This window comes from Halomonas sp. 18071143 (assembly GCF_019211725.1).
Lineage (GTDB): Bacteria > Pseudomonadota > Gammaproteobacteria > Pseudomonadales > Halomonadaceae > Vreelandella > Vreelandella stevensii.
Genome location: NZ_CP078120.1, coordinates 488131 through 507514 on the forward strand (window position 1 = coordinate 488131; position 19384 = coordinate 507514).

The following is a 19384-nucleotide window of genomic DNA, read 5'->3' on the forward strand; positions in this document are numbered from 1 at the left end:
TTTAGCGTTTGAACATGAATAGGGTGCCCGATGGCTAACCAAGACGCGTCTTCTCTCGATAACGAAAATCACCTGATCGCCGAGCGCCGTGCCAAGCTGGCGGCCCGCCGTGAGCGGGCGGCCGAGCAGGGCAAAAGCGCTTTCCCGAACGATTTCCGCCGCGACAGCCTCACCGTTGAGCTACATAACCTGCTGGGCGAGAAAGACAAAGCCGAGCTGGAAGCGCTGGACCACCAAGCGTCGGTGGCCGGGCGCGTGATGCGCAAGCGCGGCCCTTTTATCGTGATTCAGGATGTGGCTGGCCAGATTCAGCTCTACGTGGACAAGAAAGGGCTGCCGGAAGACGTGCTGGAGGACATCAAGGGCTGGGACATCGGCGATATCGTCGCGGCCCGCGGCCCGGTGCACAAATCCGGCAAGGGCGACCTCTACGTCATGATGGTGGAAGCGCAGCTGCTCACCAAGAGCCTGCGCCCCCTGCCGGACAAGTTCCATGGCCTGACCGACCAGGAAGCGCGCTATCGTCAGCGTTATGTAGACCTGATCATGAACCCGCAGTCGCGCAAGGTATTCGAAACCCGTGCGGCGGTGATCAGCTCCATGCGGCGCTTCTTCGAAGCGCGCGGCTTCATGGAAGTGGAAACGCCCATGCTGCAGCCGATCCCCGGTGGAGCCGCGGCGCGCCCTTTCATTACTCACCACAATGCGCTGGACATCGACATGTACCTGCGCATCGCGCCCGAGCTGTACCTCAAGCGTCTGGTGGTCGGCGGTTTCGAGAAGGTCTTCGAGATCAACCGTAACTTCCGCAACGAAGGGCTCTCCACGCGCCACAACCCCGAGTTCACCATGGTGGAGTTCTACTGGGCCTACGCGGATTACCGCGACCTGCTGGACATGACCGAAGCCATGCTGCGCACGGCGGCTCAGGAAGTGCTGGGCACCACCACGCTTACCTACCAGGGGGCCAGCTACGACTTCGGCCAGCCCTTCAAGCGCCTGACCCTGCGCCAGGCGATTCTGGATCACGGCGACGGCATTACCGAGGCCGACCTGGCGACGCTGGACGCTGCTCGCGCGGCTGCCGAGAAGCTGGGTATCAAGGTGAAAGAGAGCTGGGGCCTGGGTAAGCTGCAGACCGAGATCTTCGAGGAAGTGGCCGAGCACAAGCTCGACCAGCCCACGTTCATTACCGAATACCCCGCCGAGGTGAGCCCCTTGGCGCGTCGCAACGACGCCGACCCGTTCGTCACCGACCGCTTCGAGTTCTTTGTCGGTGGGCGTGAAATCGCCAATGGTTTCTCGGAGCTGAACGACGCCGAAGACCAGGCGGAGCGTTTCCGTGAGCAGGCAGCCGAAAAAGACGCCGGGGACCTGGAAGCCATGTACTACGATGCCGACTACGTTCGCGCTCTGGAGTACGGCATGCCGCCCACGGCAGGCGAAGGCATCGGGATCGACCGGCTGGTGATGCTGTTTACCGACAGTCCCTCCATTCGAGACGTGTTGTTGTTCCCGGCGATGCGCCCCGAGGTTGATTAACGTTAAACGTCGCACGGGCGGACGAAAAGTTGGTAAGGGCGCGTTTTAGCGCCCATAATGGTCAACGTTTCGACGGCGAGGAGAATCCCATGAAACTGCTAAATCGCTCTGCCTTGAGCGTCAGGCCGACCCAGACCTTCGTGGACTGGATCAATGCGCTCGAACCCACCATGGGAGACGACGACCTGACCCTGGCCGACGTCGAGCGTGAAAGCACGGTGTATCTGATTCCCGAAATGGATACCCCGGAGGCGCTGGAGACGTTTGTCCGCGACCGGCACGTGGAGATTCTGGAAACCGAGCTGCGCGCCTGGGAAGAGGATGAGCGCCAGTGGCCCGAAAAGCTCGACTGGGCGCTGTTCGAGGATTTCCTGCGCGTCGAGCACAGCTATCTGGCCATCGACCTGGATGACGAGACGGCCCTCGAGATCTCTGACGTTGACGATGCCCTGCTGCTCGACAACGAACAAGATTAGCGTGCTATTATTTTTAGCGTAAGCGCACTGTGAAACCGGCTTCGGCCGGTTTCGTCGTTTCAGAGGGGTTGTTCAGGAAGTGATGACCATGCGACTGTTCGAAACTCGTCCAGGTGACGACGGCCTGCCCGGGCCAGAGCGACGGCTGGCCGTGCTGGCCTTGGTGACCGGTACCTTGATGGCGGTCATGGATACCACCATGATCAATCTGGCGTTACCGACGATTGCCGCCGACCTGGATATCCCGGCGTCTCGGGCCGTCTGGATCACCAACCTGTTTCAAGTGGTATGCGCCGCCTTTTTGCTGGTGTTTGCCGGTATCAGCGAGCTGGTCACACGGCGGCGACTGTATCTGTTCGGCATCGGCCTGTTCATGGCCGCCTCGCTGGGGGCGGCGTTATCCCGCCAGTGGGAGTCATTGCTGGTGTTTCGCGCCTTGCAAGGGCTGGGCGCTGCCGCCACCCTCTCCATAGGGCCATCGCTCTATCGTGCCATCTTCCCGTCGCGGCTGTTGGGCAGCGCGCTCGGCTTGAGTGCGCTGGTGGTGGCCGGGGGCTACGCGGCTGGCCCGACCTTGAGTGGCGTCATCCTGTCGTTCGCCGATTGGCCGTGGCTGTTTGCGCTGAACGTGCCCCTGGGGCTCTGCTCGCTCTGGCTGGCGGGCCGGGCCTTGCCACGCGACATTCCCCGGCAGGGCGCCTTCGATACCCTGGGTGCGCTCTACTCCATGCTGATGCTGGCCAGCTTCTTCGTGGCCATGGACGCCGTCGGGCACGCTGCGCCCCTGTGGCAAAGCGGGGGCTGGGCACTGCTGGCCGTGCTGGCTTGCGGGCTGTTTATCCGCCGCCAGCGGCACGCCCCTTATCCGCTGCTGCCGCTGAGCGTCTTTGCCGAAAAGCGTTTTACCCTGGCCGTGTCGGCTTCTGGACTGGCGTTTATCGGCCAAGGGCTGACCTTTGTGGCGCTGTCGTTTTTCTATCAGGAGCAGATGGGCTTTTCACCGCTGGAAACGGCCTGGCTGTTCACCCCGTGGCCGCTGGCCATCATGCTGGTGGGGCCGCTGGCGGGCAGGTTGGCAGACCGTATCAACCCTAGCCTGCTGTCGAGCACGGGCCTGGTGCTGCTGATCATCGGGCTGGTGGCGCTGGCGCAGGTCGATGAAGGCACTGGCGTGGCGGGAAGCCTGTGGCGCACGGCGCTGTGCGGCATCGGTTTTGGCCTGTTTCAGCCGCCCAACAACCGCGAAATGATGGGCAGCCTGCCGCCGGAGCGTAGCGCCAATGTGTCGGGAGTCATGAGCACCATGCGCACGGTCGGGCAGTCTTTCGGGGTGGCCCTGGTGGGGGCTGCCCTGGCGCTAGGGGCGCCCGTTCAACTGACCCTTTGGCTGGGGGCGGTCACCACGCTCCTGGCGCTGCTGGCCAGCCTGTCGCGTATTCGCGTGGCGCAGCAGGCGTTATTGGCGCGGCGGGCATCGTCGGCTGGCAAGTAAGGGCGTACAATGGCGGCGTTGCGGACAGAAGGAGAACGCCCCATGGCGATACAGACACAGATCGAGCAGAAGTTGGCGGCGCTGACCCCTGAGCTGCTCCAGGTCGAAAACGAAAGCCACATGCACAACGTGCCGGCCAACTCTGAAACGCATTTCAAGGTCACGCTGGTCAGCGATAGCTTCGAAGCCATGATGCCGGTGAAACGCCATCAGCAGATCTATGCGCTGCTGGCCGACGAGCTGTCGGGGCCGGTGCACGCTCTGGCGCTGCACCTCTACACGCCCGCCGAGTGGCAGGCCCGGGGCGGTGCGCGCCCCGATTCGCCCCACTGTCGTGGCGGCGGAAAGTGACACCGGAAGCCGCGCGAAGGCACTATCTGGAGGCCATGGGCATTACCGCCTGGGCCTCCCGCTATCAACTGCCCAACGCACTCCCCACGCAAGCCTGTGAATGGGAAGACGCCCCTGCCAAGGCGCCACCGCGCGAGCGCCTGCATGCCCTGCTGGACGATGCTCCGCCGCCGCGCCCACGGCCCGCTGTGGCAGAGGCCAGCGCCCCCGCGCCTGCCAGTTCCCATGCCGCCCCCCAGGCGGTGCGCGCGCTGCTGGGCGGCCAACCTGTCGAAACGCCTGCGCCGCAAGCGTCAGACGATGCCGTACCCGAGACCCCCAAGGCAGTGGCCAAACCGCTGGAGTTCAGCCTGTCCTGCGTCTGTCTCGGTGGCCGCTGGCTCAGCCTGTGCGAAGGCGACATGTCGCCTCCCGAGCAGCAGCTGTTGGCCAATATGCTGCGTGCGGCAGGATTTTTGAAAGGCGAGCTGCCCACGGTGGTCACTTTCAAATGGCCGCCGATGGCCACCGCATTTACCCCAGAGGACCCGTTGGAAGAAGCCCAGGAGGGACTGGCTGCCTTCGTCTCCGGCGCGGCCAGCCGTCAGGGCTGGGCGTTGGAAAACGTGCTCTGGTGGGGCGCGAGCGATGCCGTCGAGGCATCGGCCATGGCGCAGGTGATGGCCCTGACCGATGGGCGGAGCCGCAGCTTGTCCTTGCCGGTATGGGAGGCGCCAGGGTTATCGGCATTGATGCAGCAGGCCGGGGCCAAACGTGCCCTGTGGCCACGGTTGGTGGCATTGGGGCAGCAATGGAGCCCGCATGATCACTCGGCTTGATGGCCAGCACGCCGAAGGAGTGTGCTCGCTCGAAGCGCAGGCGCGCAGCGGAGCAAGTCGCGCCCAGTTGCTGGCAGCGCTGCAGGACGAGCAAGCCTGGGTGGCAGGGTATTGGCAAGAGAGTGTTCTGCTGGGCTATGCGCTGCTGGTCAGGCTGCCCTTCGATGCCGAGTTGCAGGCCATTGGCGTAAGCCCTGAGGCACAGGGGCAAGGAGTGGGGAGGCAGTTGCTGGACGCCTGCGTGGCCGCGGCCACGCAGTGGTCATCCGAGCGGCTATTGCTGGAAGTGCGCGCTGGCAACCAGCGGGCCATAGCGCTTTATCGTCGGGCGGGGTTCGCGCAGGATGGGTGCCGTAAAGGCTACTACCCGGCCGCTGAAGGGACGACCGGGCGAGAAGATGCGCTGCTGATGTCGCGGTCGTTGCTTTAAGAGGCGCTGCCCCCTTCGATACCGTCGAACTTGCTGAGGACACCCTGCAGGCGACGCTCCCACTCTTCGCGCTCCTGCTTCAGCTGGCTGTTTTCATTGCGAAGCTCTTCGTTTTCCAACTTCATCATCTCCAACGCCTCGACGGTGTCGGTGACTTTCTGCTCCAACTGATTGAAAAGCTCCAGGCTCATGCCTACCTCCGGTGACGATCGGCAGGCAGCGGCCTGCCGACATGGGAATGAATAACGATGTCGATGCGCCGAGCGTAACGCTGCGGAGAGTCGTCGGCAAGCGCTTTACGCAGGCCCGCGACGATAGAGTCGGGCAACGCTTTCACCCGCCCGGGTTTCTCTATGCAACTGCCAGTTGGCCGGGACTTCCGGGGTTAGCGTGTGCTCGGTTTCGAGATAGATCATGGCGTCGTCGGCCAGCCAGCCACCTGCCTCCAGTTGGGCGCAGCAAGGTGCTGCCAGCCCCTGATGGAAGGGGGGGTCGAGAAACACCAGCGCCATGGGGTCGCCGGGCTGGGCGAGAAATGCCTGCGCCTCCTGGGTCACCACGTGCCCCTTGAGTGTGCCCAGGGTGGCCAGATTGTCGCCGATGAGTGACGCCACCGCCGGGGTGCGCTCGACGAAGGTCACGGCAGCCGCTCCCCTGGAGAGCGCTTCGATACCCAGCGCACCGGTGCCTGCGAACAGATCGAGGACGCGCTGGCCGTAAAGCGCCTGGCCCAGCCAGTTGAACAGGGTTTCACGCACTCGGTCCGGCGTGGGGCGCAGCCCCGGCTGGTCGAGTACCGGCAGCAAACGGCGGCGGTAGTCACCCCCAATGATGCGCAATTTTCCCGGTGGCCGAGTCGTGCCACGGGATGCAGAAGCGCCGCGAGGCGTTGAGCGAGAGGAGCGTTGTCGTTTCATGACGCGGATTGTAGCGGGCAACTTATCCAAAGTCTTGGCCTGCGGTGGTAGGATAATCGCAATGTTCACCTATTCAGTCGGATGACCCTTATGTTCGGTTTTTTCAAACGCAAGAAAAAGCACGACTCCCAGCAGGAGCCGCAGGAAAGTCAGGATCCGTCGCTAGGCGCTGAGCCCTCCGTCAGCGAGCGTGACACACCGGCTCCCGCGGCGGAAGAGGCCGCGCCAGAGGTGCCGCGCGAAGACGCGCCCGCCAGCGCCAAGGCGCTGGATGAGCCGCTATCTCCGCCAGCCACCGAGGAAGAGGCGCCGCTACCCCAGGACGAAGAGCCGGTGCACAGTGAGCTTGTGGAACATACGCTGCCAGAGCCAGAGCCAGAGCCAGAGCCAGAGCCAGAGCCAGAGCCAGAGCCAGAGCCAGAGCCAGAGCCAGAGCCAGAGCCAGAGCCAGAGCCAGAGCCAGTCAAGCCCGCGCTGCAAGAGAAGCCGGTGGCCGAGCAGGGCGAGAAGAAGGGCTGGTTTGCACGCATCAAATCGGGGCTGGGCAAGACCCGCGCCAACCTGACCGATGGCTTGGCCGATCTGTTTCTGGGCAAGAAGCATATCGATGACGAGCTGCTGGAAGACCTGGAAACCCAGCTGTTGATGGCCGATGTGGGCATCGAAGCCACCAGCGAGATCATCGAGCGCCTGGAAGCGCGGGTGTCCCGCAAGGAACTGAACAACCCGGAGGCGCTGTATCGCGGCTTGCAGGAAGAGCTGGCCGCGCTGCTGGGGCCGGTCTCCACGCCGCTGGATGTCCAGAGCGCCAATGGCGGGCCCTTCGTCATTCTGGTGGTGGGGGTCAATGGGGTGGGGAAAACCACCACCATCGGCAAGCTCACCCAGCGTTTTCAGCGCGAAGGCAAGAGCGTCATGCTGGCCGCGGGGGATACCTTCCGGGCGGCCGCCGTGGAGCAGTTGAAGGTCTGGGGTGAGCGCAACAGCGTCCCGGTGATTGCTCAGCACACCGGCGCGGACAGCGCATCGGTGATTTACGATGCGGTGGCGGCGGCCAAGGCTCGTGGGGTGGATGTGCTGATTGCCGACACGGCCGGGCGGCTGCATAACAAGAGCCACCTGATGGAAGAGCTCAAGAAGGTGCACCGTGTCATGCAGAAGCTGGATGACACCGCACCCCACGAGGTCATGCTGGTGCTGGATGCGGGTACGGGCCAGAACGCCATCTCCCAGGCCAGCACGTTCAATGATGCGGTGCCGATCAGCGGCATCACGCTGACCAAGCTGGACGGTACCGCCAAGGGCGGCATCATCTTCGCGCTGGCCAAACAGCTGGAGACGCCCATCCGGTTCATTGGCGTGGGTGAAGGCCTGGACGACCTGCGCCCCTTCGATGCCCATGATTTCGTCAACGCACTGTTTGACCGCCAGGGAGATGATAGCCGCGCATGATTGCCTTCGAGCATGTGGGTAAGCGCTATGGAGGGCGCTTTGATGCGCTGGCGCACCTGAACTTCCGCGTGGCCAGAGGTGAAATGGTCTTTTTGACCGGCCACTCGGGGGCAGGCAAAAGTTCGCTGCTGCGGCTCATCATGCGACTTGAGACTCCTAGCCGGGGCCGGGTGGTGGTGGCGGGGCACGATATTGCCCAGCTGCACCCCAGTCAGGTGCCGTTCTACCGCCGCCAGATTGGCGTGGTGTTTCAGGACCACCAACTGCTGTTCGACCGCAGCGTGTTCCACAACGTGTCGCTGCCGCTGGAAATCCAGGGCGTCGAGCCACGAGAAGCCGCCCGGCGGGTGCGTGCCGCCCTCGACAAGGTAGGTCTCTTGCATCGCGAGAAAGCGCTGCCCATCGAACTTTCTGGTGGTGAGCAGCAGCGGGTGGGCATTGCGCGGGCAGTGGTCAACAAGCCTGCCTTGCTGCTGGCGGACGAGCCCACCGGTAACCTCGACCCACAGCTGTCGGCGGATATCATGGGGCTCTTCGAGGATTTCAATCGGATTGGCACGACCATCATGATCGCCAGCCACGACCTGGCATTGATTGCCCGGTTGCGTCACCGCATTCTGCGTTTGCAGGGTGGTCGTCTGGTGGGTGACGAGGGAGCCTTATGAAGCGTTCGACACCTCGCCACCCTGCTACGCCGCGCCAGGGTGGCGCTGCCCCGCGAGCCAAACGCGCTGCGCCCACCCCGCCCTCACCGAGCGAAGCGCCAGCACGCAAGGGGGCGCGTTCGCAGCAGACGCGTTTCAGCGGTCGCCTGCGTGCCTGGGGCAGGCACCATCGTGCCATGGCCATCGACAGCCTGTACCGGCTGGTGCGCCAGCCGCTGGGCAACCTGCTGACCATGCTGGCCATTGCGATTGCGCTGGTACTCCCGGCTGCGCTCTGGCTGACGCTGGATAGCGCTCGCCTGCTGAATACCGAGCTGGATGAAAGCGCGACGCTGACGGTCTACCTCGACGTTGCCGTGGACGAAGCGCAGGCGGCGCGTATAGAAGAGGCGGTCGTGGCAGACGAAGGCGTGGCGCAGGCACGCATGATCAGCCCGGAAGAGGGCATGGCCGAATTCCAGCAGTCGCTGGGTATCGATGACACTTTGGCGGGGCTGGATGACAACCCGTTGCCCACCAGCATCGTGATCGCACCGCAAAGCGTCGACCCCGATGCCATGGCGGAGCTGGCCCATCGGCTCGAAACCCTCACTGGCGTAGACGAAGTTCGTGTCGATCTGGCCTGGGTGGAGCGGCTGCGCCATTTGGCCGAGCTGGGGCGCCGGGTGGCGCTGGCGCTGGGCGTTCTGTTCGGCTTTGGCGTCTTGCTGGTGGTGGGCAACACCATACGCCTGGCGGTGGAAAGTCGTCGCCGCGAGATCGAAGTGGTGATGCTCATGGGGGCTACCCATGCCTTTGTCAGGCGGCCATTTCTCTACAGTGGTGCCTGGTACGGCATTGGGGGAGGCGTGATTGCGCTCGGATTGCTGGGGTTGGGAAATCACTGGCTATCGCTGCCAGTGGCGGCCCTGGCAGCCAGCTATGGCGCCAGCTTCACTTTGCCGCAGCTGGATGTGACGGGCTCTACAATTCTGCTATCTTGCAGTACACTATTGGGCTGGTTAGGAGCATGGCTGGCAGTGACCCGCCACCTTTCCAGTATCCGCCCGCGCTAGGTTCACGGCGCAGGACATCGGGCAGTCACGGTCATGTCATCTCAGGTTAATGGACCAGTGACAAGCTTGAAAGAGGTGCTACCGCTGATGAACTGGCCTAGTGAACCTTGACGGTTGGCCAGGGTCTTATCAGTCAATTCCAGATGCGCTGGCCGAGTATTGCCTGCGCGTCGACCACGAAAGGTTTTAAGGGAGACCGTTTGCACATGAGCACTAGTCTTCTACCGGTGGGACAGCTGTCGCCAGGCAACGATCTGGGCGGCTACATTCAGGCGGTCAACGGCATTGCCGTATTGAGCGTCGAAGAAGAGCGTGAGCTGGCGTTTCGCCTTTATGACGAAGGCGACCTGGAAGCGGCGCGTCGTCTGGTGTTGTCGCATCTGCGCTTCGTTGTCCACATCGCTCGCAGTTATTCGGGGTACGGCCTGCCCCAGGCCGACCTGATCCAGGAAGGCAACGTTGGTCTGATGAAGGCCGTCAAGCGTTTCGATCCTAATCAGGGCGTGCGCCTCGTATCCTTTGCGGTGCATTGGATCAAGGCAGAAATCCACGAGTTCGTGCTGCGCAACTGGCGTATCGTCAAGATTGCCACCACCAAGGCACAACGCAAACTGTTCTTCAATCTGCGCAGCGCCAAGAAGCGTCTGGCCTGGTTGAACAACGACGAAGTCAACGCCATCGCCAAGGACCTGGACGTCAAGCCGGAAATCGTGCGTGACATGGAAGGCCGTTTATCGGCGTTCGACGCTGGCTACGACGCAGCGCCCGGCGATGACGACGAGAGCGCTTATCAGGCACCTGCCTACTTCCTCGACGACGCTTCGGCAGACCCGGCGACGCAGCTGGAAGATAGCGACTTCGAAGAGGATTCGACGCGCCGCCTTCAGCTGGCCTTGCAGGCACTGGATGACCGCTCTCGGGATATCCTCCAGCGCCGCTGGCTGACCGATGACAAAGCCACGTTACATGACCTGGCCGATGTTTACGGGGTGAGCGCCGAGCGTATTCGCCAGCTCGAAAAGAACGCCATGAAAAAGCTTCGTCAGAAAATGGGTGATGCTGCCATCGCTGCATGATGTGAGCTTGTTGGGTGGTGCTGCTACTTAGTGCCACCGCCTAACGCTGAAAAGCCCGAGCCCGAGAGGGATCGGGCTTTTTGCCTGGTGCAGGTTGGCTTTACGGCAATGCCCGCGACTATTTCTGCGCCTTGTCTATTTTTCGCTCTGCCTTTCCTGCTAGATTTCCCTTTGGGCATTGGGCCCCGACGGCGGAGAGGCAAGGATGGGCAAGGTTCATTTCATTGGTGGTGAAAAGGGCGGTGTAGGCAAGTCAATGACGGCGCGGGTATTGGCGCAGTACTACATCGATCATCAGTGGCCCTTTCTGGGCTTTGACTGTGATGCCTCCCACGGGACGTTTTCACGCTTTTATCAGGACTACGCCTCTGCCGTCGTGGTGGGTGACGATGACAGCCTGGACGGCATGCTCTCTGCCGTGGAAGAGCACCCCGAGCGTGACCTGATCATCGACCTGGCGGCTCAGTCGGCGCAGCCGATCAATCGCTGGGTCGAGGAGACCGATGTCTTTGGCCTGCTCAATGAGCTGGGCATGCAAGTGGTCTGGTGGCATGTGATGGACGATGGCGCAGACTCGGTGACACTGCTGGAGCAGGTGCTGGACCGCTATCAGGGGCAGCCGGTCAGTCTCGTCGTGGTGCAGAACCTGGGACGCGGCGACAGCTTCGAGCGCTTCCAGCAGTCCAGGGTGTATCAGCAGGCCGTGGCACAAGAAGCCGCGGTGATCGAATTGCCACGGCTGCATACCAAACTGACCCAAAAGATCGACTTCAACAACAGCAGTTTTTGGGCGGTGGCCAATGACCGCAGCCTGATGAACATCGCCGAACGCCAGCGCATGAAGGTGTGGTTGCGCAAGTCCTACGAGCAGCTCGAGAAGCTGAAGTCGCAGCTTGAAACCATTGACAACGGCTAGCAAGCACGCTTGACGCGTGATAGACTACGCCATCCTCTCAGACAAGACCCGTGAACGGGCAGCGAAATGACTGCTCGTTACACTATTTGGCAGAATTGAAAGTGCTGCCAAATCAATCGGTTGTTGTGGAAAGATCCGTACGGAAATGTCGTGCCAAGGCAATTGCCAGCCGACAGACACATAGTTAATCCGTTGCCGTTGATGGGCAACCTTTATTCTCCAAGGAGATACCTGTGGCGAACAGCAAGCAAGCACGCAAGCGCGCCCGCCAGGCCGAGACTCGTCGCGTCCTGAAATCCAGCCAGCGCAGCATGGTCCGCACTTACATCAAGCGCGTGATCAAGGCGATCAACACTGGCGATCATGGCAAGGCCATGGAAGAGTTCAAGGTCATGCAGCCGGTCGTTGACCGTATTGCTGACAAGGACGTGCTTTCCAAGAAGAAAGCAGCGCGCCTGAAAAGCCGCTTGAACAAGCGCATCAAGGCTCTGGCGGCGTAAGCCGGCAGTCGCCCTAAAAAACCGGCTGCGGCCGGTTTTTTTGTGTCCAAACGTTGCCCGTGCTGCTTGAGCCCCCCTTTTCTCAGTATGGAACCAGTGATGAGTGCGAAGACACCGCCGCAAGCCAATATGTCGCCGCCGCGCCGAGGGCTGATGCGCTCTGGACTGGTGGTGAGCGCCATGACCATGATCTCGCGGGTCATGGGGCTGGTGCGGGATGTGGTGGTTGCCACCTTCCTGGGGGCGGGCAACGGGTCCGATGCCTTCTTCGTGGCGTTCAAGATTCCCAATTTCATGCGCCGACTGTTCGCCGAAGGGGCCTTCAATCAGGCCTTCGTGCCGGTGTTGTCGGAGTACTCGACCCAGCGCAGCAAGCAGGAAATTCGTGAGCTGCTCAATGCGGTGGCGGGCAGCCTGACCGCCATCCTGGCGCTGATCACGGCGTTTGCCATGCTCGGTGCGCCCTGGCTGGTATGGCTGTTTGCGCCAGGCTTTGGGCGTGACCCCGACAAGCTGGCCATGACCGCCGACATGCTGCGCTTGACCTTCCCCTACCTGCTGCTGATTTCCTTGACGGCCTTTTCCGGCAGTGTTCTGAATACCTGGAACCGCTTTGCCGTTCCTGCGTTTACGCCAGTGTTGCTCAATCTTTCGTTGATCGGGGCGGCGCTGTTTTTAATGCCTCTGATGGAAGAGCCTGCCATGGCGCTGGCCTGGGGGGTGCTGATTGCCGGTGCTGCCCAGCTCGCCTTTCAGGTGCCGTTTTTGCTGCGCCTGGGGCTATTGCCAACGCCATGGCCCAACTTCGCCCATGATGGGGTCAAGCGTATTCTCAAGCTGATGGCTCCGGCGCTGTTTGGCGTATCGGTGTCGCAGATCAACCTGTTGCTGGATACGGTGTTGGCGTCGCTGCTGGTAGCCGGTAGCGTCTCCTGGCTCTACTACTCGGACCGTTTGGTGGAGCTGCCGCTGGGCGTGTTTGGGGTAGCCATTGGTACCATCATCCTGCCCGCGCTTTCCAAGCGCCACGCAGAGCAGTCCAGCGAACATTTCGCTGCCATGCTGGACTGGGCCATTCGCGTGGTGCTGTTGCTGGGCGTGCCTGCGGCGCTGGCGCTGGCGGTGCTGGCCGAGCCTTTCCTGATCACGCTGTTCCACTATGGGGCGATGACCGAGGTGGATATTCAGATGGCAGCCATGAGTCTGCGCGCCTATGCGTTCGGTCTGGTGGCCTTCATGCTGATCAAGGTGCTGGCCCCTGGCTTCTTTGCCCGCCAGGACACCAAAACCCCCGTGAAGGTCGGGATCGTCGCCATGGTCGCCAACATGCTGCTCAATTTGCTGCTGATCTGGCCGCTGGCGCACGCAGGGCTGGCGCTGGCCACGGCGCTGTCGGCGTTCCTGAACGCGGGGTTGCTGGGCTACCTGTTGTATCGTCAGGGCGTGCTGGTGTTTCAGCCTGGCTGGGGGCGGTACGCGGTGCAGCTGGGTGGGGGCAGCCTGCTGATGGGGGTGGCACTCTATCTCGTGTCGCCCCACTGGCAGGCGTGGCTGGAGTTCGGCATGTGGCAGCGGATTCGCTGGGTGTCCGGACTGGTCGTACTTGGCGGTGGGCTCTATTTTCTGTGGCTGACGGCGCTGGGGCTGCGCCCACGGCATTTCAGGATGAATAGCTAGGCTGAGGCGGGGCGTTGGTCAAGATGGCCCGATGGCAATCTTGACCTGCACCAGGCCAGCACGTTCGTTATAATCAAACGCTTTCAAGACGGCAGAGGTGCCATGCACGTCATTCGAGGTCTGCACAATCTGACACCCTCTCAGCGTGGCTGCGTGGCGACCATCGGTAATTTTGATGGCGTGCATCGCGGCCATCAGGCGATCCTGCAGCAGTGCCGAGAGCACGCGGCCCGCCTGGGAGTGCCCTTGACCGTGGTGGTCTTCGAGCCGCAGCCACGGGAGTTCTTTGCGGGTGACCAGGCGCCGCCTCGTCTGACGCGGCTGCGGGAAAAAGTGCGCTTGCTGCACGACCACGGTGCGGAACAGGTGCTTTGCCTGCCGTTCAACGACGCCTTGCGCAGCCTGACCGGCCGCCAGTTCATCGACCAGGTGTTGATCCAGGGGTTGAACGTCCGCCATCTGGTGGTAGGGGATGACTTCCGTTTTGGCTGTGATCGCCAGGGCGATTTCGAGCTGCTGGAAGCCGTGGGCAGTCACCATGGGTTTGGCGTCGAAAATACCCACACCTTCACGGTGGCAGGGGAGCGTGTATCGAGCACCCGGGTGCGTACCTTGCTGGCCAGCGGCAATTTCGAGGTGGCGGCGCGCCTGCTGGGCAGGGCCTATTCGCTGCATGGCCGCGTGGTGCGCGATCAGCAGTTGGGGCGCACCATCGGTGTGCCCACGGCCAATTTGCCGCTACTGCCCCAGCCGCTGACGCTGCGCGGCGTGTTTGCCGTGGTGGCCGAGCTGCCGAACGGTGCTCGCCTGCCCGCCGTGGCCAACGTCGGTTTTCGGCCCACCGTGGGGGCCAAACGGCCCACCCTCGAAGTGCATCTGCTGGACTTTTCCGGCGACCTGTATGGTCAGCGGCTGACGGTTTACCCTTGCGCACGGTTGCGCGGGGAAGTGAAGTTCGACGATTTCGACGCGCTGAAGGCGCAGATTCAACACGACCAGGCCAGGGCGCGCCGCTATTTTGCGGCGGCTGAGGCTGGCGTAGCACGTACTCTTCCGCTGGCCTCGGCCCCGCTTGGGCGTGAGACCGCTTCTTCTGATTTCACTTCGGCGGATAACGACGCCGATGCTAACGACGGCTGACCGGAACTATGGATTACAAGCACACGCTAAACCTGCCAGAAACCGACTTTCCCATGCGCGGCATGCTGCCGAAGCAGGAGCCAGGGCGCGTTTCCCAGTGGCAGGACATGAACCTGTACCAGCGCCTGCGCGAAGCCCGTGCGGGGGCACCGCTGTTCGTCCTGCACGATGGCCCTCCCTATGCCAACGGCAGCATCCATATCGGTCACGCCGTCAACAAGATTCTCAAGGACATCATCGTCAAGTCCAAGAACCTGGCGGGCTTCGATGCACCCTACGTGCCGGGTTGGGACTGCCACGGCCTGCCTATCGAGCACAAGGTCGAGACCACCCATGGCAAGCACCTTCCGGCCGATAAAGCCCGTGAGCTGTGCCGTGAGTACGCCGGTGCCCAGATCGAAACCCAGCTGGTGGATTTCGTGCGCCTGGGGATCATCGGTGATTGGGATCACCCCTACCGCTCCATGGATTACGCCAACGAGGCGGGCGAGATCCGCGCCCTGGCCGATATGGTCGAAGCGGGCTACGTCTTCAAAGGGCTTAAACCGGTCAACTGGTGCTTCGACTGTGGCTCGGCGCTGGCCGAGGCGGAAGTCGAGTACGCTGATAAAAAATCTGACGCCATCGACGTGGCCTTCCCCGTGGAAGATGCCGACAAGCTGGCAGCGGCGTTCGGTCTGAGCGAGCTGGCCAAGCCTGCGGCGGTGGTGATCTGGACCACCACGCCCTGGACCATTCCCGCCAACCAGGCGCTGAACGTTCACCCCGACTTCACCTACGCGCTGGTGGATACCGGCGAGCGGTTGCTGCTGCTGGCCGAAGAGCTGGTCGAGAGCTGCCTGGAGCGTTTTGGCTTGCAAGGTGGCGTGGTGGCGACGACTCAGGGCAAACACCTGGATCTGATCAATTTCCGCCATCCGTTCTACGACCGCCTCTCGCCGGTCTATCTGGCGGACTATGTGGAGTCCGAGGTCGGCAGCACCGGTATCGTTCACTCGGCCCCCTCCTACGGGGTAGACGACTTCAACACCTGCCGCGCTTACGGCATGAGCTTTGACGACATGCTCAACCCGGTGCAGGGTAACGGTGTCTATATCGACGACCTGCCTTTCTTTGGCGGTCAGATGATCTGGAAAGCCAACCCGAACATCATCGACAAGCTGCGTGACGTGAACGCGCTGATGGCCCATACGCCGATCACGCACAGCTATATGCACTGCTGGCGCCACAAGACGCCGGTCATCTATCGTGCCACGGCCCAGTGGTTCGTCGGCATGGATATCAAAGGCAAGGATGGCAAGACCCTGCGCGAACGGGCGCTGGCCGGTATCGAAGCCACCGAGTTCACCCCTGCCTGGGGGCAGGCGCGCCTGCACAGCATGATTGCCAACCGCCCGGATTGGTGTATCTCCCGTCAGCGTAACTGGGGCGTGCCGATCCCCTTCTTCCTGCACAGGCAGACCGGTGAGCTGCACCCGAACACCGTGTCGCTGATGGAAGAGGCCGCCAAGCGCGTGGAGCAAGAGGGCATCGAAGCGTGGTTCAAGCTGGAACCCTCCGAGCTGCTGGGCGCGGAAGCCGCCGACTACGAAAAAGTCACCGACACGCTGGACGTGTGGTTCGACTCGGGCACCACCCACCGCCACGTGCTGCGCGGCTCGCACCCCCATGGCCATGAGAGTGGCCCCCGGGCAGACCTTTACCTGGAAGGCTCGGACCAGCACCGGGGCTGGTTCCACTCCTCGCTGCTGACCGGCGCGGCCATCGATGGGCATGCGCCTTACCGGCAGCTGCTGACCCACGGCTTCACCGTCGATGCCCAGGGGCGCAAGATGTCCAAGTCCATCGGTAACGTGGTGGCCCCGCAAAGCGTGATGGACAAGCTGGGGGCGGACATTCTGCGCTTGTGGGTCGCCTCGACGGACTACTCCGGCGAGATGGCCGTCTCCGACGAAATTCTCAAGCGTACGGCCGACGTCTATCGCCGTATTCGCAACACGGCCCGCTTCCTGTTGTCCAACCTGAGCGGTTTTGACCCTGCTCGGGATCAAGTGGCGTTCGGCGATATGCTGGCGCTGGACCAGTGGGTAGTGGACCGTGCGGCTCAGCTGCAGGGCCGTATCGAAAAAGCGTATGAAGAGTACCGCTTCCTGGATGTCTACCAGCAGGTGCACGGTTTCTGCGCACGGGAGCTGGGTGGTTTCTACCTGGATGTCATCAAGGACCGCCAGTACACCACGCAAACCGACTCGCTGGCCCGTCGCAGTGCGCAAACCGCGCTGTATCACGTGGTGGAAGCGTTGAGCCGCTGGGTGGCCCCGATTCTGTCGTTCACCGCCGAAGAGATTTTCGAGCATATCCCCGGCCAGCGTGGCGACAGCGTGCTGCTGGAGACCTACTACACAGGCCTCTCCACGTTGGACGAGGGCGCCGAGATGGGCCGGGCGTTCTGGGAGCAGGTGCTGGAAGTGAAGCACTCGGTGAACAAGTGCCTGGAAGATGCCCGTAACGCCAAAGTGATCAAGGGCAGCCTGGCGGCGGAAGTCACGCTTTACGTGAACGACGAACTGCACACGGCGCTGGCCAAGCTGGGCGACGAGCTGCGTTTTGTGATGCTCACCAGTGAAGTGCATCTGGCACCGCTGGCCGATGCGGCCGGTGCCGAAAGTACCGAGCTTGAGGGTTTGAAGGTAGCCGTCAACGCCAGTGAGCATGCCAAGTGCGAGCGCTGCTGGCACCACCGCGCCGATGTGGGCAGTTTTGCCGCCCATCCGGACCTGTGTGGCCGCTGTGTGAGCAACTTGCCCGAAGGCAGTGGAGAGATTCGTTACTATGCCTAACACCGTGAGCGGCACGGAAGCGTCGACCCACCAGCGTCCGCCCATGCGGCGGCCGCTGCGCTGGCTATGGCTGGCGGTGGCGGTGATCGTGCTGGATTTGCTGACCAAATACGCCGCCAGCCATTTTTTGAGTTATGCACAGCCGGTTGAAGTGCTGCCGTTTTTCAACCTGACCCTGCTGCACAATACCGGCGCGGCCTTCAGCTTCCTGGCTGACCATCCTGGCTGGCAGCGCTGGTTCTTTGCCACGGTGGCCATTGGCGCCAGCATCGGGCTGACCGTGTGGCTCTCCAGGGTACGGGCAGACGAAAAGCTGCTGGCCATCGCGCTGCCGTTGATCATCGGTGGTGCGCTGGGCAACCTGTATGATCGGCTGATTCACGGCTATGTCGTGGACTTTCTCTCATTCCACGTGGCGGGCTGGTACTACCCGGCTTTCAACGTGGCCGATATTGGTATTACGCTGGGTGCCGTGGGGCTTATCTGGGAGTCGTTCATGGGCGATCGACGCCGTAAAAAAATGGCCTGAACGCCCCCGCGCCTACCTGTGAGGAACTATGGACTACCTAATTGACGATGGCATGGAAATCACCCTCCACTTCACGTTGAAGCTGGAGGACGGCACGGTGGTGGATTCCACCAAAGAGAAAGCGGCTGCCACGTTTCAATATGGCGATGGCAACTTGCCGCCGGGGTTCGAGCACCCCATCAAGGGCATGGCCGCCGGCCAGAGCGGGTCATTCCAGATTACCCCGGAGCATGCCTTCGGTCAGCATAATCCGCAGAATATCCAGACCTTGAAGCGAGCAGATTTTGGTGACGACGAGCCCGAGGTGGGTATGGTCATGTCGTTTGCCGACAAGGCGGGAACGGAACTGCCGGGCGTGGTCAAAACAGTAGAAGGTGACCGCGTGGAGGTCGATTTCAACCACCCGCTGGCAGGGCGCACGCTGACGTTCGAGGTCGAAGTTCTCAACGTCACGCCGATCACCAAACACTAATTTCCCGAGCGATGCAGGTTGCATCAAGGCGCATTTATGCAGTCATCAGAGTCATCTCAGCCCATTCAGATCAAGTTGGCTAACCCGCGCGGATTCTGCGCCGGGGTCGACCGTGCGATCGATATCGTCAATCGCGCGCTGGATGTCTTCGGCCCGCCGATTTATGTGCGCCATGAAGTCGTGCACAACCGCTTCGTGGTGGAAACGCTGCGCGAGCGCGGGGCCGTCTTCGTCGAAGAACTCCATGAAGTGCCCGACGATGTGATCGTCATCTTCTCGGCCCACGGCGTTTCCCGAGCGGTTCAGCAGGATGCCGAACAGCGTGGTCTGAAAGTCTTCGATGCCACTTGTCCGCTGGTCACCAAGGTGCACATGGAAGTGCTGCGCTATGCCAAACGCGGCCAGGAGTGCATTCTCATCGGGCATGAAGGCCACCCCGAAGTCGAAGGCACCATGGGGCGCTACGACACTTCCCATGGGGGCAAGATCTATCTGGTGGAAGACGAACAGGACGTTGCCAATCTGGTCGTCAACGACCCTGCGGCGCTGGCGTTCGTCACCCAGACCACGCTCTCCATGGACGACACGGCCAAAGTGATCGACGCGCTGCGTGAGAAGTTTCCCGAGATCCAGGGGCCGCGCAAGGACGATATCTGCTACGCCACTCAAAACCGCCAGGATGCCGTGCGCGAGCTGGCAGCGGACAGCGACCTGGTGCTGGTCGTGGGCAGCCCCAACAGCTCGAACTCCAACCGCCTGCGGGAGCTTTCCGAGCGCATGGGGACCCCCGCCTATCTGATCGACAATGCCGAGCAGATCGAGGCTGCCTGGCTCGAAGGCGTCAAGCGCATTGGTGTCACTGCTGGTGCCAGCGCCCCGGAAGTGCTGGTGAAAGGCGTCATCGACCAGTTACAGACACTAGGCGCAGAAGCCCCCGTGGAGCTGCAGGGGCGTGAGGAGAACATCACCTTCTCCATGCCCAAAGAGCTACGCGAGCGTGTGATCGTTAGTGAATAGTCAACAGTGAGACAGCGTT

General features: G+C 62.2%; 20 protein-coding genes. 18 read left to right on the top strand and 2 right to left on the bottom strand.

The features are described 5' to 3' along the window. The first annotated feature begins 30 nt into the window (after window positions 1-30). From lysS to rimI, 6 genes are all read left to right on the top strand, one after another. Window positions 31-1542, top strand: coding sequence for a lysine--tRNA ligase (gene lysS, locus KVY02_RS02420; protein WP_144984700.1), 1512 nt, complete (start codon window positions 31-33; stop codon window positions 1540-1542). 89 nt (window positions 1543-1631) lie between these two features. Beyond that, window positions 1632-2018: a hypothetical protein gene (locus KVY02_RS02425; RefSeq protein WP_016916012.1), complete on the top strand. Its 387-nt coding sequence runs from the start codon at window positions 1632-1634 to the stop codon at window positions 2016-2018. A gap of 88 nt (window positions 2019-2106) precedes the next feature. Next, complete coding sequence (locus KVY02_RS02430; protein ID WP_100732346.1) at window positions 2107-3510, top strand: MFS transporter; 1404 nt, start codon at window positions 2107-2109, stop codon at window positions 3508-3510. Between the two features lie 42 nt (window positions 3511-3552). Next, window positions 3553-3861: a BolA family protein gene (locus KVY02_RS02435; RefSeq protein ID WP_081138839.1), complete on the top strand. Its 309-nt coding sequence runs from the start codon at window positions 3553-3555 to the stop codon at window positions 3859-3861. Continuing rightward, a complete protein-coding gene (locus KVY02_RS02440; protein ID WP_256357552.1) occupies window positions 3858-4679 on the top strand; it encodes a hypothetical protein in 822 nt (273 codons plus the stop codon). Before KVY02_RS02435 ends, KVY02_RS02440 begins: the two co-directional genes overlap by 4 nt. Next, complete coding sequence (gene rimI / locus KVY02_RS02445; RefSeq protein WP_218314251.1) at window positions 4663-5109, top strand: ribosomal protein S18-alanine N-acetyltransferase; 447 nt, start codon at window positions 4663-4665, stop codon at window positions 5107-5109. Before KVY02_RS02440 ends, rimI begins: the two co-directional genes overlap by 17 nt. Here the strand turns inward: rimI and KVY02_RS02450 are convergent. Together KVY02_RS02450 and rsmD are read right to left on the bottom strand one after the other, a co-directional pair. Further along, window positions 5106-5300 (bottom strand): cell division protein ZapB, encoded by a 195-nt coding sequence (locus KVY02_RS02450; RefSeq protein WP_016916017.1) that lies wholly within the window; start codon window positions 5298-5300, stop codon window positions 5106-5108. The genes rimI and KVY02_RS02450 overlap by 4 nt on opposite strands. Window positions 5301-5405: 105 nt before the next feature. Then, complete coding sequence (rsmD, locus tag KVY02_RS02455; protein WP_189463761.1) at window positions 5406-6026, bottom strand: 16S rRNA (guanine(966)-N(2))-methyltransferase RsmD; 621 nt, start codon at window positions 6024-6026, stop codon at window positions 5406-5408. 90 nt (window positions 6027-6116) lie between these two features. On the opposite strand from rsmD, the gene ftsY reads away from it, so the two are divergent. From ftsY to ispH, 12 genes are all read left to right on the top strand, one after another. Then, window positions 6117-7478, top strand: a complete 1362-nt coding sequence (gene ftsY / locus KVY02_RS02460; RefSeq protein ID WP_218314252.1) for a signal recognition particle-docking protein FtsY — start codon at window positions 6117-6119, stop codon at window positions 7476-7478. Continuing rightward, window positions 7475-8143, top strand: a complete 669-nt coding sequence (ftsE, locus tag KVY02_RS02465; RefSeq protein ID WP_218314253.1) for a cell division ATP-binding protein FtsE — start codon at window positions 7475-7477, stop codon at window positions 8141-8143. The genes ftsY and ftsE overlap by 4 nt, the downstream gene beginning before the upstream one ends. After that, on the top strand, window positions 8140-9198 hold the full coding sequence (gene ftsX / locus KVY02_RS02470) for a permease-like cell division protein FtsX (protein WP_218314258.1): 1059 nt from the start codon (window positions 8140-8142) through the stop codon (window positions 9196-9198). Before ftsE ends, ftsX begins: the two co-directional genes overlap by 4 nt. Window positions 9199-9404: 206 nt before the next feature. After that, the gene (gene rpoH / locus KVY02_RS02475) at window positions 9405-10274 is read left to right on the top strand and encodes an RNA polymerase sigma factor RpoH (RefSeq protein ID WP_026001966.1); all 870 of its coding nucleotides are present in this window, start codon (window positions 9405-9407) and stop codon (window positions 10272-10274) included. A gap of 205 nt (window positions 10275-10479) precedes the next feature. Continuing rightward, complete coding sequence (locus KVY02_RS02480) at window positions 10480-11190, top strand: mobilization protein (protein WP_081138845.1); 711 nt, start codon at window positions 10480-10482, stop codon at window positions 11188-11190. Window positions 11191-11423: 233 nt separating this feature from the next. Further along, complete coding sequence (gene rpsT, locus KVY02_RS02485) at window positions 11424-11690, top strand: 30S ribosomal protein S20 (protein WP_016916025.1); 267 nt, start codon at window positions 11424-11426, stop codon at window positions 11688-11690. Between the two features lie 99 nt (window positions 11691-11789). Beyond that, window positions 11790-13367 (top strand): murein biosynthesis integral membrane protein MurJ, encoded by a 1578-nt coding sequence (gene murJ, locus KVY02_RS02490; RefSeq protein WP_016916026.1) that lies wholly within the window; start codon window positions 11790-11792, stop codon window positions 13365-13367. 102 nt (window positions 13368-13469) lie between these two features. Continuing rightward, window positions 13470-14507 (top strand): bifunctional riboflavin kinase/FAD synthetase, encoded by a 1038-nt coding sequence (gene ribF, locus KVY02_RS02495; protein WP_026001968.1) that lies wholly within the window; start codon window positions 13470-13472, stop codon window positions 14505-14507. A gap of 8 nt (window positions 14508-14515) precedes the next feature. Then, window positions 14516-17347, top strand: coding sequence for an isoleucine--tRNA ligase (gene ileS, locus KVY02_RS02500; protein WP_218314259.1), 2832 nt, complete (start codon window positions 14516-14518; stop codon window positions 17345-17347). Beyond that, complete coding sequence (lspA, locus tag KVY02_RS02505; protein ID WP_016916030.1) at window positions 17340-17876, top strand: signal peptidase II; 537 nt, start codon at window positions 17340-17342, stop codon at window positions 17874-17876. Before ileS ends, lspA begins: the two co-directional genes overlap by 8 nt. 28 nt (window positions 17877-17904) lie before the next feature. Then, a complete protein-coding gene (fkpB, locus tag KVY02_RS02510; RefSeq protein WP_081138848.1) occupies window positions 17905-18348 on the top strand; it encodes an FKBP-type peptidyl-prolyl cis-trans isomerase in 444 nt (147 codons plus the stop codon). A 36-nt stretch (window positions 18349-18384) separates the two neighbouring features. Further along, complete coding sequence (ispH, locus tag KVY02_RS02515; protein ID WP_016916032.1) at window positions 18385-19365, top strand: 4-hydroxy-3-methylbut-2-enyl diphosphate reductase; 981 nt, start codon at window positions 18385-18387, stop codon at window positions 19363-19365. Window positions 19366-19384 lie beyond the last annotated feature (19 nt).